A 14,062-nucleotide genomic window follows, 5' to 3' on the forward strand; every position below is an offset into this window, starting at 1 on the left:
GTCATTCGTCCCGCGTGAACAGCCGCACCGAGGCCAGCGACATCGAGGCGTTGCCGGGCAGGTCGACCTGGCCCTTCTTCTCCAGCGTCTCGGCGTCATAGGCGGCAAGGTCGCCAAGCGCGCCGCCCAGCCAGACCGTGCTGCCGTCGGTCGAGACGTTCACGGAATAATAGCTGTGCGGCAGCGCCACCCGCTTGATCGAGGCGTTCTTTTCCAGATCGAAGCTTTCCAGCACGTTATAGGCGCCGAAGGCGCGGGTCTTGGCCGGGTTCACCGCGGTCGAGAAATAGAACACGTCCATGATGCGGATTTCGCGCATCGCCATCTCGCCGGTCTCCAGGTCCATGGTCAACAACCCGGTGCGATAGGCTGCCGGGTCGGCCGGGTCGATGTCCTTGCGCGCAGTGTAGAAGGGCGTCGCCATCACCCCCGAGCTTTCGTGCTGGTTCCAGACCGCCAGCACGTCGGGCTGGGCATAGGTCTCGGCCTCCCAGCTCTGGATCGGCTTGTCCTCGATCAGCGTGCCGGTCTCGGGATCCATGACATGCAGGTCGCGGCCCAGCCCGTAAAGCTTCGAGCCGTCGCGGGCCCAGGCCAGCATGGTGACCTGGCGCGGCGCCTCGAAGGCCTTGCGCCGTTCCAGCGTCTCGGCATCGTAAAGCGCGATGCGGGTGGGCTGGACCTCGAAATGCGTCAGTTCCAGCTTCACCGGGCTTTCATAGATCGCCAGCGTCTTGCCATCGGGGGAAAGCGCGGCGCCGAACAGGCTTTTCACCCGCTCCTCGGCGGTGGACAGGTCGATGCGGCCCAGCGTCTCGCCGGTCACGAGGTCGACCTTGACCAGGCTTTCGGACTTGTTGACCGTGGCATAGGCGATCCTGCCGTCCGGCGCGACCATCGGCACCATGGGCGTCGGCCCGGCGTCGTCGATCTCGATCACCTTCTCGACCGCCATTGTCTGGGTATCGACCACGACCAGCTTGTTCGGCCGCGCCGGGGCGAGGATGTAGTCATGCGCGGCGGCCGGGCCGGCCAGCAGCGCCGCGGCAGAGGCCAGGAGCAGAAGCGATTTGCGCATCAGGACGAGCCTTTCGTTTCCGGGAACACCGATTGCAGCTTGCGCCAGTCCTGCATGACGTCGTCGGCGCCGGCGCTCCAGTTCGGATAGGTGTTCAGCGTGTCGGCCACCTGCGCCGGCCACCAGCAGGGATCGGCGCAGCCGTACAGGTCGGCCTCCATCGGCTGGCACAGGTTCGAGACGGCGCCGAAGGCGTCCACCTCCCAGCCGGGATCGAAGGAGGTGGTGCAGCCGACCAGCGAATTCATCGCCACGACCTCCTCCTCGCGGCCCTCGGCCTCGGCTTCGACGAAGGCCTTGGCCTTGGCGTTGGCGGGGATCAGATGTTTCATTGGAGAACCTCCCTTGCTGGGCCGGACCGGGTGATCCGGGGTTCCAATTGGCTGCGGAAGAAGGACGGGTTGGCCTGCATGATGCGGACATAGGATTCGATGCCGAAATCGACCCAGTCCCGCATCAGGTCGCAGTAATGCCAGACCGGCGCGAAGGGATCGCCTTGCCGGGCATAGCTTTCGTGATAGCAGCCGCCGGCGCAGATACTGCGGATGCGGCAGGTCTTGCAGCCGAAGGCGCTGCGGTCCTGCGCGGTCTCGATGAAGCCGGCGAGCTTGGGGATGTCGATGCCGGTTTCGACATTGCCGTAGGTCGGCTGGTTCGAACCGACGAAGCGGTGGCAGAGGTGCAGCTCGCCCTCCTTGTCGACGGCGAGCATCCCCAGGCCCGCGCCGCAGGGCACCGCCTTCTTGGTGCCCTGGGCGATATCGGTCAAAAGCTGGTGCATGTTGGAAAAGCCGATATTCTCGCCCCGGCAGGCGGCCTCGACATAGCGCCGGCCCAGGGTCTTCATGTCCTCGAAGGCGCGCTTCAGCGCCTCCTGGTCCAGGTTGAAGACCGCGATCGGCCCCGAGGTCGCCGGGCCGAAGCCGACCTCGTGAAAGCCCAACTCGTTCTTCAGGTGGTCGTGGATGCCGATGACGTCGGTCACGCCGCGCGTCAGCGTCACCCGCACGCCGACCGGGCGCGAGCGATAGCGCGCCAGCAGCATGCGCACATTGCGCGCCACCAGGTCATAGGTGCCCTTGCCGCCCACGGTCTTGCGGTTCGCGTCATGCAGCGCCTTCGGCCCGTCCATGCTGACGGTCAGCGCAAAGCGATGCGTGTCGAACCAGTCGACCAGTTCCGGCGTCAAGAGCGTCGCATTGGTGGTCAGCGAGAAATCGACCGTCTTGCCGAGTTCCGCCGCGCGCGGCAGGGCATAGGCCACCACCTCGCGGATCAGGGCCATGTTCGACAGCGGCTCGCCGCCGAAGAACACCACGTTCACCCGGTCGCGGGCATGGGCCTGCTTCAGCAGCAGCTCGAAACTGGCCTTCGCCGTCTGAAAGCCCATCTTCTGGCCCTTGGCGGGGGTGGTCAGGTCTTCCTTGTAGCAATAGGTGCAGGCCAGGTTGCAGCCGGTGTTGACGTTCAGGATGATGGTCGAGAGGGGGATCTCCTCGACCTTCACGACGGGGCGCGGAATGTCCGCCGCCTCGGCATCGCGCAGGATGTCCAGTGCCAGGAAGCTTTGCAGGCATTCCGACAGCGTGTCGGGGCCGTGGCGCGGGCCAAGCTCGGCGCGCATCAGATCGGGGTCGACGGCGGGCGCCCGCCGGAACAGGTCGTAGACGTCGCGCGCCACGCCGTCGAGCTCGAACAGGCTGGTCGTCGGCACATGCATCAGCATGGCATGGCCGTCGACATCGACGCGATGGGCATTGTGGCGGATCAGGGTCAGGGCTCCCATGGCGTCACCGGATCGGCGCGTCGACGAAGCGCTGCACCGTGGCGTAGAGATGCGCCTCGGCACTCAGCGGCTCGCCTCCGGCATCGACGGTGGCGACCACCTTCAGGTTGCCGGCATTGTTGGTCTGCATCGGCCGTTCCGGGTTCGGCCCGGCATCGGCGGGCGTGAACAGGCCGGTGTCGTCGATTGAGCCGGCATATTTCGCGTCCTGCATCTTTTCCGCCTCCTCGTCGAAATTGTCGGTGGCCCAGCTGGCCGGGAAGGCGCCCAGGGCGATGTCGTCCCCGGTCCCGGCTTCGCCGTCGGGACCGTTCAGCCAGCCCATCGCCTCGAACTGCGCCGGCACCTTGGGGATCGGGCCGCCATTGCCGCCGATGCGGGCGATGGTCATGTCGGGCACGATGCTGATGCGGTCGGGCCGGTCATAGGCCACCAGCTCGACCTTCTGCCCGCCCAGATCCAGGCTGACCGGGCCGGGCGCGCCGCTGGCGGTCAGCTTCAGCACCGTCACGCCGTCCCCGGCGCTTTCCACGCTGCCGGTAACGCTTTCGGGCAGGGTCAAGGCATCGCCCAGGCCGGTGCCCGCGACGCGGACCCGCGTTTCCTCGCCGATCTTCAGCCGCGCGGGCGCTGCCGCCAGCACCTGCGGCGCGCCGTCCGCCCTCACCGCCGCCAGCCTTCCGCCGATCACGTCGCTGTCGGCATGATACCAGCGGCCCGAGAAGCGGCCGTCCTCGAAGGCCATGACCTGGCGGATGGTGGTCTCGCCGTCGCTCAGCGTCGCACGCCATTCGCCGGCGCCGAGGATGCGGCCGGTGCCGGCAAAGCTCCGGCTGCCATCGGCGAAGTCGAGGGTCATGGTCACCTCGTAATCCTCGCCCGCCTTCTTCAGCGCCAGCCGGCCGGTATAGTCGCCGCGCCCCGGCTGCCGCCCGGCCAGCACGTAATCGCCCGAGGCGTCGCCGGCAAAGGCGGCCGGCGCCTCGCCCAGCGGATAGGTCTTGGCCAGGAAGGGGATGATCTCGGCCTGGGCGATGCCCCACCAGTCGCGATCCCGCGCCAGCGCCTGGTATTCCAGCGTCGGGAACTGGCCGAGGTGGAAGTTGACCAGATGCGTCCAGTCCTCGGGGGTGCGGCGCTGCAAGGCGACGCGGGCATAGGAATGGCAGCGGCCGCAGGTCTGGGTCATCAGCGTGTCGGGGCCCTCGTCCCAGGCCACCGGCTCGCGTTCCAGGATGTAGCGGCGCTCTTCGGTCTCGGCCAGGGTCAGGCCGCGGGTATCGGACAGGTAGCGCACCACGGCCGCGCGCTCCTCGGGTTCCAGCGCGACGCCGTGGTTGCGCATCATCCGCGTCACGGTCATGTCCCAGCCCTCGGGCGTCTTGCGGGCGGCGTCGATGCGCTCCCATCGGCCGTCCTCGTGCTTGACATGGCAGGCGGCGCAGGCGTTCTCCAGCACCTCCTCGCCCGTCACCGCCAGCGCCGGGGCGGCGGCAAGGGCGGCGACAGAGACCAGCGCGGTTCGGGTAAGTGGCTTCATCTGGCGGCTTCCTCTGGCTCGTCGGGATGGATGGCCCGATTGCGATGGGATCCAGAAAAGCGCCGGGGGGCGGCAGGTTTCTTGTCATTCCCGGCCAGAGTCGCGGCAGATCGCCGCGCCCCCCGCCTTTGGCCGCAAATGTCAGGTTCGCGGGCCGGCAGCGGGCGCAGACTGCCGGATATCCGGGCGAACGGAAGGGAAAGCGCATGGGGGCGGATGCCGATCTGATCGTGCTGGGCGGCGGGCCGGCGGGCGCGGTTTCGGCCTGGCTGGCCGCGCGCGACGGGCTGCGCGTGCTGCTGGTCGATCCCGCCCGCAGCCGGCCAAGGCTCGAGGGGCTCAGCCCGCGGCTGCATCGTTGGCTGGCGGGTCAAGGGCTGCTCGACGGGTTCGACGGCATTGCAGGCCCGCTGCGGCGACAGGTGGACTGGGCCGGGATCAGCGAAAGCAATGCCGAGCATGTGGTCGAGCGCGCGGCGCTGGACGCGCATCTGCGCCGCTGCGCCGAAGCCGCCGGCGCCCGGCTGGTGATCGGCAGCGGCCGGCCGGAACCGGGCGGGGCGCTGCTTGGCAGCGGAGGGCTGCGCGCGCCCATGGTCATCGACGCCAGGGGTCGCCGGTCGCCCGCTGCGGGCGGCAAGGCCCCGGCCACCCTGGCGCTGTCCGGCTGGGTCGCCGCCGCCCTGCCCCCGGGCATCCGGCTGGCGGCGCTGGCGCAGGGCTGGCTGTGGCGGGTGGCGCTGCCCGACGGCCGGGTCTGGGTGCAGGCCATGCTGGATGCCGGTGGCGACGGCAGGCCGGCGGATCGGTTGCGGGCTGCGATGGCCGCGGCCGAGCCCGCGCTGGCGGATGCACCGCTGCCGGGCCCGCCGCTGCTGCGCGAGGCCGCGCCGCGTCTGCCCGGCCCGATTGGCGCGCTGGACCTGCTGCGCGTCGGCGATGCCCTTGCCGCCATGGACCCGCTGTCCGGCCACGGCCAGTTCTGGGCGGTGTCGAGCGCGCTGGCCGCCGCCGCCGTGCGCCGCACCCTGGCGGCCCGGCCCGGCTCCGAATCCCTCTGCCGCCGCTTCCTGGCCGAGCGCGCGCTGCAGACGAGCCTGCACCAGGCACGGATCGGCCGCGATTTCCTGCGCGCCGAGCCGCGGTTTCGCGCCGAGCCCTTCTGGGCAGCGCGGCTGGGCTTTCCCGACGACCGGCCCGCCGCCGCGCCGCCGGTGGTCCCGCACATTGCCCCTGCCATCCTGGTCGAGGACGGGCTGCTGGCCGAGCGCGAGGTGCTGCATACACCCGGCGCGCCGCAGGGCGTCGGCTGGTTCGGCAACATCCCCGCCGCCGAGGCCTGGCGGTCATGGCAGCAGGGCGGAGCCCCCGCCCTGCAGGCCCGCTGGGGCGAGGCAGGGGCGCGGATCGCCCGGCAGTTTCAGGCTGGGCCTCGGGTTGGCTGACCCAGCGCCGCGGCACGCCGGCGCAGCACCGCATAGGCCAACCCGGCGATCACGAAGGTAGCAGGGGCCGAGAAGGATGCGGCCGCGCCGCCGATGAAATGCAGCGCCAGCCCGCCGGCCGAGGCGATCAGCCAGGCCCCCAGCCCGCGGGATTGATGGCACGGGCGGGCTGCGGATCCTCGGGCTCGGCGCCGGTGATGTGGACCAGGGCGATCGCGACCCAAGCCACCACGAAGATGCCCTGATAGGCCAGGGCCTGCAGGATATAGGCAAAGACATCGGCCAGCATCAGCGCATAGGCGATGGTGCCGGCCACGCAGGCCCAGACCCATTTCGCCAGGCGCAGGCGAAACACGGTGCGGGCAAAGCTCTCCATGTTCACCGCGGCGAGGTAATGGTGTTTGTTCCCATGGTTTGATGGTGCGATCCTTTCTCAGGAATGGACGGATGCCTTATGGGACAAGTTCGTCACGCAAGCGCCACGACCACGCACGCGATCCGAGCTGCAATACAACGCCCGCAGCTGCGCAATGCCTCTGCTCCGGTGGACTAGTCTCGCACCGCCGTTCTTACTCCGTTCCTGACCAGCTCGATCAGAGACGCAGGATCGATAGCTTTGCAGAGTGCGCTCTTGCGAGGCTTTACGCAGGTCATGTCTTCGGCGGTCAGCATGGCGTTGATCACCGCCTCATCGACCGCGTTCACCGTAGCCAGATAGACCGGGTCCAGCCAATCGTCGGGAATGGCGGTCATGCTGCGCGGTGCGGTGGCAAGTGCATTGCGCGGGATCGCATTGGCGGTCGAGAAGGCGATAAAGATGTCGCCCGAATTGTTGCCGCCCGGGCTGCCACTGCGGCTGATCCCCAGACCGCCGCGTTGAGCCAACCGCTCAAGCTGGTTAGGCAGCAGCGGAATATCGGTGGCGATGACCACGATGATGGAGCCCTGCTCGTGGTCCAGAAGCAGGTTCTCACGCATATGCTGCCCGGCAGGCACGCCAAGCACGGTCAGCCAGTCGCGCCGTCCGTAATTTGCCTGGACCAGCACACCGACGGTGTAGTCCCGTCCGCCCAGACGCACGACCTGAGAGGCGGTGCCGGTGCCGCCTTTGAATTCATAGGCGATCATGCCGGTGCCGCCACCGACATTGCCCTCGGCCAACGGCCCCGAGACGGCGCCTTCCAGGGCCGAGATCACATGCTCCTCGCGCACATGCATGCCGTTGATGTCGTTCAGGACGCCGTCATAAGTCTCGGCCACAACCGGCATCGCCCAGAGGTGGTCGTTCAGAAACTCCTCGGCATATTGGCGGATCATCCACTTCGTCGCTGCCGAATGCGCCACGCCGATGCCATGGGTGTTCGTCAGGCAGATCGGCCCCGAGAAATGCCCCGCATGGCGGATCCAGTGGCTGCCCGTCATCTCGCCATTGCCGTTCAGTGCGTGGATGCCCGCCCAGACCGGCCGGATCTCGGCAAGATGGCCGCGGGGCAGGATCGCGGTGACGCCGGTGCGAATGGGCCCTTCACCCACCCGCAGCGGACCATCCCCCTCGATGATCGTCGTGTAACCGACCTTGACGCCGGGCACATCGGTGATCGCGTTCCATTGCCCGGTCTGCCCGGGAAACGGCAGTCCGAGCTGACGTCCGCGCAGCTTTCTCAAGCAGGTTTCCATGGCCGGCACAGTCTCCATTGTTAGTAAAATAACTCAACTTGACATGAATGATGTAATTATATCATTGTCAAGAGTATCGGTAAAAACCGCCGACAGGGGGGAAGATCGGAATGAAACGAAATACCGTAGCCATGATCACGGCAGTTACCGCCATGCTGACGATGGCCCCGGCGTGGGCCGAAAATCTGATACGCATCGGCTCGCCCTATCAGACGACGACGCTGGACCCGATCCGGTCGTCGGCCGCTGGCAATATTGAGACCTTTGGCCAGCTTTACTCCCGTCTGCTTCGTCGTGATGCCGATGGTAAGATGCAGCCCGGTCTGGCGGAGGAGTGGACGATCTCTGACGACGGGCTGGAGTTGGTCTTCACGCTGCGCGACGCGAAGTTTTCGAACGGCACGCCGATCATCGCTGACGACGTGGCCTTCAGCCTGACCCGCGCCATCAAGGATGAGAAATCGGCCTATTCCGCGACGCTGGCGGCGATCGATTCGGTGACCGCCGTGGACTCGCATACAGTGCGGGTGACGCTGAAGCACAAATTCGCGCCGATCCTTGAAAATCTCGAGGTGTTCAACGCCGGCATCGTCTCGAAAGCCGATGTCGAGGCGCGGGGCGAGCAGGCTTTTGTGGATAAGCCGGTGACATCGGGGCCCTATGAGGTGCGCGAATGGCGCCCCAACGACCGGCTGATCCTCGAGCCCAACCCCCATTACTGGCGCGAGGGCTATCCCAAGAACGACGGCGCCGAGTTCATCGAGATCTCCAACGCCAACACCCGTGTCTCGATGATGATGTCGGGCGAGCTGGAGGCCATGCGCGAGGTTCCCTGGTCGCAGCTCGCCGAGATGCAGAGCCGTGACAATGTGACGGTGGCGCTGGAACCCTCGACGATGATCTACGTGACGCTGCTGAATGGACGGCGCCCGCCCTTTGACAACGTCAAGGCCCGGCAGGCGGCCGCCTATGCGCTGAACGTCCCGGCCATTGCCAAGGCGATGACCGAAGGCCACGCCCAGCCCGCCAATACGACCCTTCCCTCGGCCCTGAACTATCACGACGAGGACTTTCCCGGCCTGCCTTACGATCCGGCCCTGGCCCGGACCCTGCTGAAAGAGGGCGGCTATGACGGCAAGGAACTGACGGTGCTGATCGCTCCGACCACCGATTCCGATAAGCTCGCGACGCTTTTGCAGGCGCAATGGAGTGCCATCGGCTTGAAGACCAAGATCGAAAAGGTCGACCGCAGCGTCTGGTGGGAGCGGGTGCCGGCCGGCGACTACGATCTGGCGCCAAGCTGGTGGTATAACGAGACTCCGGACCCCGACCTTGCGGTTCGCTGGGCGCTGTGCGGCAGCTGCGGCACGTATAGTTTCCAGACCTATTACGAGAACGCCGCAGTGGACCAGCTGACCGAACAGGCGGTTCGCGAACTGGACCCTGCCAAGCGCGCCGCGCTTTACGCCCAGATCCAGCGGATTTCGACCGATGAGGTCGCGCAGATCCCACTGTACTATCCGCCCTATGCCAATGCCTACGCCCGGGATCTTCAGGGGCTGACGCTCAGCCCGTCGCTGCAATGGTCGCTGGAAGAGGCGGTCCTGTCGCGCTGACACCCCCGCGGCCGGGGCGTCCCGTCCCGGCCTTCACCCTCAGCTCAAGGATCTTTCATGACCTTTCTTGCGTTCCTGGCAAGACGGCTCGCCGGGACCATTCCGGTGCTGATCGGAATCAGCCTAGCCGCTTTCCTGTTGGTGCATCTGGCTCCGGGCGACCCGGCAAGGCTGCTGATGGGCGACCGCGCCAGCGAAGAGGCGGTCGCGGCGCTACGCGACCGGATGGGGCTGAACGACAATCTGGCAACGCAATACCTGAACTATATGGGCCACCTCTTGCGGGCCGATCTGGGCCAGTCGCTGCGTTTTCAGCGGCCAGTGCTGACGCTGATCGGGCAGTTCCTGCCGGCGACGTTGTTCCTGATCGGCTATGTCATGGTCATCAGCGTGCCGTTGACCGTGATCCTTGCGGTGACGGCCGCGCGCAACCGCGACCGCTGGCCCGATCAGTTCATCCGGCTAGGGGCGATCATCGGCATGACCTTCCCGGTGTTCTGGCTTGCGCTGATGATGTCGCGCTACTTCGGGGTCGAGTTGGGCTGGCTGCCCGTCAGCGGCTTTGGTGAAGGTTTCACCGGCCATTTGCGCCATCTCTTCCTGCCCGCGATCAGCATCTCGGCCTGGCTAGTACCGCTGTTGCTGCGCAGCCTGCGCGCGACGCTGATCCATGAGATGGAGGCCGATTACGTCGTCGCCGGCCGCTCCAAGGGGCTGCCCGAGGGGCTGAATTTCCGCCGGCATGTGCTGATGAACTCGCTGATCCCCACGCTGAACCTGCTGGGGGTGATGCTGGCCTATCTGATAGGCGGCGCCGTGGTGGTCGAGGTCGTCTATGCCGTCCCCGGCATTGGCACGCTGATGATAAACGCCGTTCTGGGCCGCGATTTCCAGGTCATTCAGGGCGTTACCGTCGTCTATGCCCTGCTGACCGTGCTGATCACGCTTTGCGTGGACCTGCTTTCCGCCCTCATTGACCCGAGGATCAAGCCATGACCACGCCGGACATGACAACCCAAGCCACCAAGGCCCGAGTTTCGACGGCCCTTGCCGCCTTTCTGTCCCGCAACGGCACGTTCGAGGTGCTGGCCGGGCTGCTGATCCTGACGGCGCTGCTAGTACTGGCATTCGCGGCGACGCATGTCGTCCCCGCCGATCCCAGCGCCATTGATTTCGAGGCGCTGATGGCGCCGCCGTCGGTTGCGCATCCCTTCGGCACCGATCACCTTGGACGCGACGTGTTCTCGCGTACGGTATTCGCGCTGCGCATCGACCTGTGGATGGGAGTGGCGGGCGTGGCCGCTCCGCTGGTCATCGGCACGGCTCTGGGGCTGGTCGCCGGCTATTTCGGCGGCTGGGCCGATGCGATCCTGTCGCGAATTGTCGATGTTACGGTGGCCTTTCCCTTTTTCGTTCTGGTCATCGCCATCATTGGCATCATGGGGCCGGGGCTGACCAACTATTTCATCGCGCTGGCGCTCGTGGGCTGGGTTTCTTATGCCCGGCTGGTGCGCGCGCAAACCGCCGTGCTGCGCGACAAGGATTATGTGCAGGCCGCACGGGTGCTTGGCTATTCGACACCGGTGATCCTGTTTCGCCATGTCATGCCGGCGACCCTGCCGGTGGTGCTGGTCTATGCCACGACCGATATCGTGATGATCGTGCTGGCGGGGGCGAGCCTTGGGTTTCTGGGCCTTGGCGTGCAGCCGCCGACCCCCGAATGGGGCGCGATGATCGCCGAAGGCCAGCCCTATGTCGTCAACGCCTGGTGGATCTGCCTGTTTCCCGGCCTTGCCGCCATCGTCATGGGCTTCGGCTTTGTGCTGCTGAGCGACGGCCTTTCAAGGATGATCAGACAATGACGAAATCCTCCGCACCCCTGCTTTCGATCCGCGACCTGTCGGTGTCCTTCGGCGATGTCTCGGTGGTCCGTAACGTCAGTTTCGACCTGCACCCCGGAGAGGTGCTGGGCATCGTCGGCGAAAGCGGGTCGGGCAAATCCATCACCTGCCGTGCCCTGATGGGGCTTTTACCCGAATACGCCCAGGTCTCGGGGCAGATCCGCTTTGACGGGCAGGACATGACCCGGGCGGACACGACTGCGATGCGCGCCCTACGTGGGCGGTACATGTCGATGATTTTCCAGAACCCGTCCTCGCATCTGGACCCGTTGCGTACCATCGGCCATCACATCGCCGAGCCGATCCGCCTGCACCGCACTGCCTCCAACGTTACCGACCGGGTGCTGGAGATCCTGCGCGCGGTGCGCATCAACGATCCTGCGCAACGCATGCGCGCCTATCCGCACGAACTGTCCGGCGGCATGAAGCAGCGCGTGATGATCGGCGGCGCCATTGCCTGCGCGCCGCGCATCCTGCTGGCAGACGAGCCGACCACGGCGCTTGACGTGACGGTGCAGGCACATATCCTCAAGGTGCTGCGCGATCTGAACCGTGAGCTGGGGCTTGCGGTGATCCTCGTGTCGCATGATCTGGCCGTGGTGGCCCAGATGTGCGACCGGGTTCTCGTCATGCGGAGCGGCGAAGTGCTGGAGCAGGGCAGCTCGGCCGAGATCCTGCGCAACCCCGGCCATGACTACACCCGCCTGCTGATCGCATCGCAGCCCGACCGATTGGAGCTGCCGCCGCGCCCCGTGCCGGGCGAAACGTCGCTGTTCAGTATCCGCAACCTCGACGTGACCTATCAGACCGGGGGCTTGCTTGGTCGGGGCAGGGGCGTGCGCGCCTTGCAGGACGTTTCTCTCGACATTCGCAAGGGCGAATGTTTCGGGATTGTCGGAGAAAGCGGCTCGGGGAAAAGCACCATGGCCAAGGTGCTGATGCGGCTCGTCACGCCTTCGAGCGGGCAAGTGCTGTATCGGGGCGCTGACGTGCATGGCCTGCACGGCAACGATCTGCTCGGATATCGCCGCAAGGTGCAGATGGCTTTCCAGAACCCGTTTGATTCCCTCAACCCCGCGATGACCGTGATCGAGGCCATCGCCGAGCCGCTGCGCCGTCACGGCCTTGCCGATGCTGCGACCGCGCGCAAGCGGGCGCTCGAGATGATGGCGCTGGTCGAATTGCCCGAAGAATACGCTCATCGCCGCCCGCGCCAGCTTTCGGGCGGCCAGTGCCAGCGCGTCGGCATCGCCCGCGCTCTGATTCTCGACCCCGAGGTGCTGGTCGCGGACGAGATCACCTCGGCGCTGGACGTGACCATTCAGGCCCAGATCCTGCGCCTGCTGGCGCGGCTGCGGCGCGAGCGCGACCTGACGGTGATCTATATCTCGCACGACCTGGATGTGGTGCGTAAACTTTGCGACCGCATCGCGGTGTTCCGCGCCGCGCGGCTCGTCGAAAGCGGTGAGACCGCGCAGGTGCTGGACCAGCCACAAAGCGAATATACGGCATTGCTGCGCGATTCCGTGCCGCGTATGCATGCAGATCATATATCCATCTGAGGAAAGGGTCATGGCCAGCGACGAAACCAAGCCGCGCGGCGAAATCGACCTGCTACGCTTCGTGCAGAACGGGCTTGATGGCGCTGGCGCGGAATGGTCGCGGTCGGGGCGTTTGATCGCCACCTATCTGCGCGACAACTGGGAACAGCTGCCCTATCAGACAGGCGCCTCTATCGCCGCGGCGGTCGGGCTAAGCGAAATGACGGTGATCCGCTTCATCCGTCAGCTGGGATTCGCCAATCTCAAGGAATTCAAGGCGGCGCTACGCCCGCCAACTGATTCCGATGCCGAAGAGATGGGCAATATCCGCCGCAGGCTCAAGCTCGACCCGCTGAACCAGCGCACGCTGGAGAAAAGCCTCGGGCGCGAACTAGAGGCCGTGGCCGCCGCCTACAGGCTGACGACGCTTCCGCGCTGGGGTGATTGCGTCGAGGCGATCCTGAAGGCGCGTCAGGTCTCCGTTCTGGGCTTTCAGGCATCGCGAGGGTTGGCGATCGATTTCTCGAGCCGCCTGCAATATGTCCGTCCCGGTGTCCGTTACGTTCAGGACCATGCCGGCATCCTGACCGAAGTCTTTGACATGGCTCATGAAAGCCATTGTCTTGTGCTGGTCGATACCCATGCCTATGCGCGCAAAGCGGTGTTGCTGGCGCAAAGGGCGCGCGAGATGGCAATGCCGCTGATCTTCGTCACCGACAGCTTCACCAACCGCGCCTATGATTTCACTGAAATGGTGCTGCAGGGCGAAACCTATGTCGAAACCTTTTGGGATTCCCCGGCCAGTCTTGCGATCATCCTGAACCTGCTGATCGATTCCGTGGCAAATCGGCTGGGGGGAGAGGTTTCTAAGCGCACCGAGCAGTTGCACGAGATGGGCCACTATTTCGCCGAGTTCGACCATCGCACCTCGCGGCTTGCCAGAAGCCAGGGTGAGCCGGACGCGGCGGGATAATCGCGCCGCATTGGAAGTGCCGGTCCGCGAGTTCTTTCCGCTGCACCGCAGTACTGTTCTGGCTCGTTTGGCAGCTATGGGCCGAAATGTTGCTGTGCAAGCGCGATGACGCGGCCCTATACAGCCAGGCTTGACGGCTGTGGGTGTCGCCAGGGCATGAGGTCTTCGATGTGGGATTTTGGGTGCCCGTCGAGGATGGCCCGGAGGGTTTCGGCGAGCTGGCCGGCGGGGTTCACGCCGGACATCTTGCAGGTAGGGACGAGCGAAGCCAGCATGACCCCGTTCTTGGCGCCGGCCTCGTTGCCGGCGAAGAGGGCATTCTTGCGGGTCGAGGTCATCATCCGTTCATTCTGCCCATGTCGGGCAGTTTGTTGAGGTGCATTACCGCTGGCACGCGCTTTTCGGCCGACAGTTCCGAGCCGAGCGCGTCGAGCGACGCAAGCCTGGCCAGTTCGTCCATGTCGAGATGCTGCCTGGTGTATTCATGGTCGTTGCCGCGTGGCTG

14 protein-coding genes are annotated in these 14,062 nt (G+C 66.0%); 6 read left to right on the top strand and 8 right to left on the bottom strand.

What is annotated here, in order from left to right:
* Position 1 precedes the first annotated feature (1 nt).
* The 4 genes from peaD to peaA are packed head-to-tail and all read right to left on the bottom strand — an operon-like array spanning position 2 to position 4,404.
* Positions 2–1,078, bottom strand: coding sequence for a quinohemoprotein amine dehydrogenase subunit beta (gene peaD / locus ESD82_RS08390; protein WP_123130390.1), 1,077 nt, complete (start codon positions 1,076–1,078; stop codon positions 2–4).
* The gene (gene qhpC, locus ESD82_RS08395; protein WP_028713736.1) at positions 1,078–1,410 is read right to left on the bottom strand and encodes a quinohemoprotein amine dehydrogenase subunit gamma QhpC; all 333 of its coding nucleotides are present in this window, start codon (positions 1,408–1,410) and stop codon (positions 1,078–1,080) included. Before qhpC ends, peaD begins: the two co-directional genes overlap by 1 nt.
* Entirely contained in the window at positions 1,407–2,864 is a 1,458-nt protein-coding gene (gene qhpD / locus ESD82_RS08400; protein WP_147429356.1) for a quinohemoprotein amine dehydrogenase maturation protein QhpD, read from the bottom strand. Before qhpD ends, qhpC begins: the two co-directional genes overlap by 4 nt.
* A 4-nt stretch (positions 2,865–2,868) precedes the next feature.
* The gene (gene peaA, locus ESD82_RS08405) at positions 2,869–4,404 is read right to left on the bottom strand and encodes a quinohemoprotein amine dehydrogenase subunit alpha (protein WP_147429355.1); all 1,536 of its coding nucleotides are present in this window, start codon (positions 4,402–4,404) and stop codon (positions 2,869–2,871) included.
* 206 nt (positions 4,405–4,610) lie between these two features.
* Between peaA and qhpG the strand changes: the two genes are divergently transcribed.
* A complete protein-coding gene (gene qhpG, locus ESD82_RS08410; protein WP_147429354.1) occupies positions 4,611–5,849 on the top strand; it encodes a flavin-dependent monooxygenase QhpG in 1,239 nt (412 codons plus the stop codon).
* A gap of 127 nt (positions 5,850–5,976) precedes the next feature.
* Here qhpG and ESD82_RS08415 read toward each other — a convergent pair whose 3' ends face one another.
* Both ESD82_RS08415 and ESD82_RS08420 read right to left on the bottom strand, forming a co-directional pair.
* On the bottom strand, positions 5,977–6,225 hold the full coding sequence (locus ESD82_RS08415) for a hypothetical protein (protein WP_147429353.1): 249 nt from the start codon (positions 6,223–6,225) through the stop codon (positions 5,977–5,979).
* Between the two features lie 173 nt (positions 6,226–6,398).
* The gene (locus ESD82_RS08420) at positions 6,399–7,526 is read right to left on the bottom strand and encodes a DmpA family aminopeptidase (protein WP_123130386.1); all 1,128 of its coding nucleotides are present in this window, start codon (positions 7,524–7,526) and stop codon (positions 6,399–6,401) included.
* 110 nt (positions 7,527–7,636) lie between these two features.
* Here ESD82_RS08420 and ESD82_RS08425 point away from each other — a divergent pair, with 110 nt between their 5' ends.
* Genes ESD82_RS08425 through ESD82_RS08445 form a run of 5 tightly spaced genes read left to right on the top strand, consistent with a single transcriptional unit; the run spans position 7,637 to position 13,557 of the window.
* Complete coding sequence (locus ESD82_RS08425; protein WP_147429352.1) at positions 7,637–9,142, top strand: ABC transporter substrate-binding protein; 1,506 nt, start codon at positions 7,637–7,639, stop codon at positions 9,140–9,142.
* Between the two features lie 57 nt (positions 9,143–9,199).
* Positions 9,200–10,138 carry an ABC transporter permease gene (locus ESD82_RS08430; protein ID WP_123130384.1) on the top strand — a complete coding sequence of 313 codons (939 nt, stop codon included), beginning with the start codon at positions 9,200–9,202 and terminating at the stop codon, positions 10,136–10,138.
* On the top strand, positions 10,135–11,004 hold the full coding sequence (locus ESD82_RS08435; protein WP_244314518.1) for an ABC transporter permease: 870 nt from the start codon (positions 10,135–10,137) through the stop codon (positions 11,002–11,004). The genes ESD82_RS08430 and ESD82_RS08435 overlap by 4 nt, the downstream gene beginning before the upstream one ends.
* Positions 11,001–12,605: a dipeptide ABC transporter ATP-binding protein gene (locus ESD82_RS08440; protein WP_123130383.1), complete on the top strand. Its 1,605-nt coding sequence runs from the start codon at positions 11,001–11,003 to the stop codon at positions 12,603–12,605. Before ESD82_RS08435 ends, ESD82_RS08440 begins: the two co-directional genes overlap by 4 nt.
* 10 nt (positions 12,606–12,615) lie before the next feature.
* Complete coding sequence (locus ESD82_RS08445; protein WP_167521739.1) at positions 12,616–13,557, top strand: MurR/RpiR family transcriptional regulator; 942 nt, start codon at positions 12,616–12,618, stop codon at positions 13,555–13,557.
* A gap of 116 nt (positions 13,558–13,673) precedes the next feature.
* On the opposite strand, the gene ESD82_RS08450 is transcribed toward ESD82_RS08445, so the two are convergent.
* The gene (locus tag ESD82_RS08450; protein WP_244314519.1) at positions 13,674–13,898 is read right to left on the bottom strand and encodes a transposase domain-containing protein; all 225 of its coding nucleotides are present in this window, start codon (positions 13,896–13,898) and stop codon (positions 13,674–13,676) included.
* Complete coding sequence (locus ESD82_RS22450) at positions 13,895–14,017, bottom strand: hypothetical protein (protein WP_276330396.1); 123 nt, start codon at positions 14,015–14,017, stop codon at positions 13,895–13,897. Before ESD82_RS22450 ends, ESD82_RS08450 begins: the two co-directional genes overlap by 4 nt.
* Positions 14,018–14,062 lie beyond the last annotated feature (45 nt).

It is taken from the genome of Paracoccus pantotrophus (assembly GCF_008824185.1).
GTDB lineage: Bacteria > Pseudomonadota > Alphaproteobacteria > Rhodobacterales > Rhodobacteraceae > Paracoccus > Paracoccus pantotrophus.

Excerpts from the sequence above, each read along its gene's own strand:
- peaD (WP_123130390.1), bottom strand. The coding sequence starts at position 1,078 with ATGCGCAAATCGCTTCTGCTCCTGGCCTCTGCCGCGGCGCTGCTGGCC.
- qhpC (WP_028713736.1), bottom strand. The coding sequence starts at position 1,410 with ATGAAACATCTGATCCCCGCCAACGCCAAGGCCAAGGCCTTCGTCGAA.
- qhpD (WP_147429356.1), bottom strand. The coding sequence starts at position 2,864 with ATGGGAGCCCTGACCCTGATCCGCCACAATGCCCATCGCGTCGATGTC.
- peaA (WP_147429355.1), bottom strand. The coding sequence starts at position 4,404 with ATGAAGCCACTTACCCGAACCGCGCTGGTCTCTGTCGCCGCCCTTGCC.
- qhpG (WP_147429354.1), top strand. The coding sequence starts at position 4,611 with ATGGGGGCGGATGCCGATCTGATCGTGCTGGGCGGCGGGCCGGCGGGC.
- ESD82_RS08415 (WP_147429353.1), bottom strand. The coding sequence starts at position 6,225 with ATGGAGAGCTTTGCCCGCACCGTGTTTCGCCTGCGCCTGGCGAAATGG.
- ESD82_RS08420 (WP_123130386.1), bottom strand. The coding sequence starts at position 7,526 with ATGGAAACCTGCTTGAGAAAGCTGCGCGGACGTCAGCTCGGACTGCCG.
- ESD82_RS08425 (WP_147429352.1), top strand. The coding sequence starts at position 7,637 with ATGAAACGAAATACCGTAGCCATGATCACGGCAGTTACCGCCATGCTG.
- ESD82_RS08430 (WP_123130384.1), top strand. The coding sequence starts at position 9,200 with ATGACCTTTCTTGCGTTCCTGGCAAGACGGCTCGCCGGGACCATTCCG.
- ESD82_RS08435 (WP_244314518.1), top strand. The coding sequence starts at position 10,135 with ATGACCACGCCGGACATGACAACCCAAGCCACCAAGGCCCGAGTTTCG.
- ESD82_RS08440 (WP_123130383.1), top strand. The coding sequence starts at position 11,001 with ATGACGAAATCCTCCGCACCCCTGCTTTCGATCCGCGACCTGTCGGTG.
- ESD82_RS08445 (WP_167521739.1), top strand. The coding sequence starts at position 12,616 with ATGGCCAGCGACGAAACCAAGCCGCGCGGCGAAATCGACCTGCTACGC.
- ESD82_RS08450 (WP_244314519.1), bottom strand. The coding sequence starts at position 13,898 with ATGATGACCTCGACCCGCAAGAATGCCCTCTTCGCCGGCAACGAGGCC.
- ESD82_RS22450 (WP_276330396.1), bottom strand. The coding sequence starts at position 14,017 with ATGGACGAACTGGCCAGGCTTGCGTCGCTCGACGCGCTCGGCTCGGAA.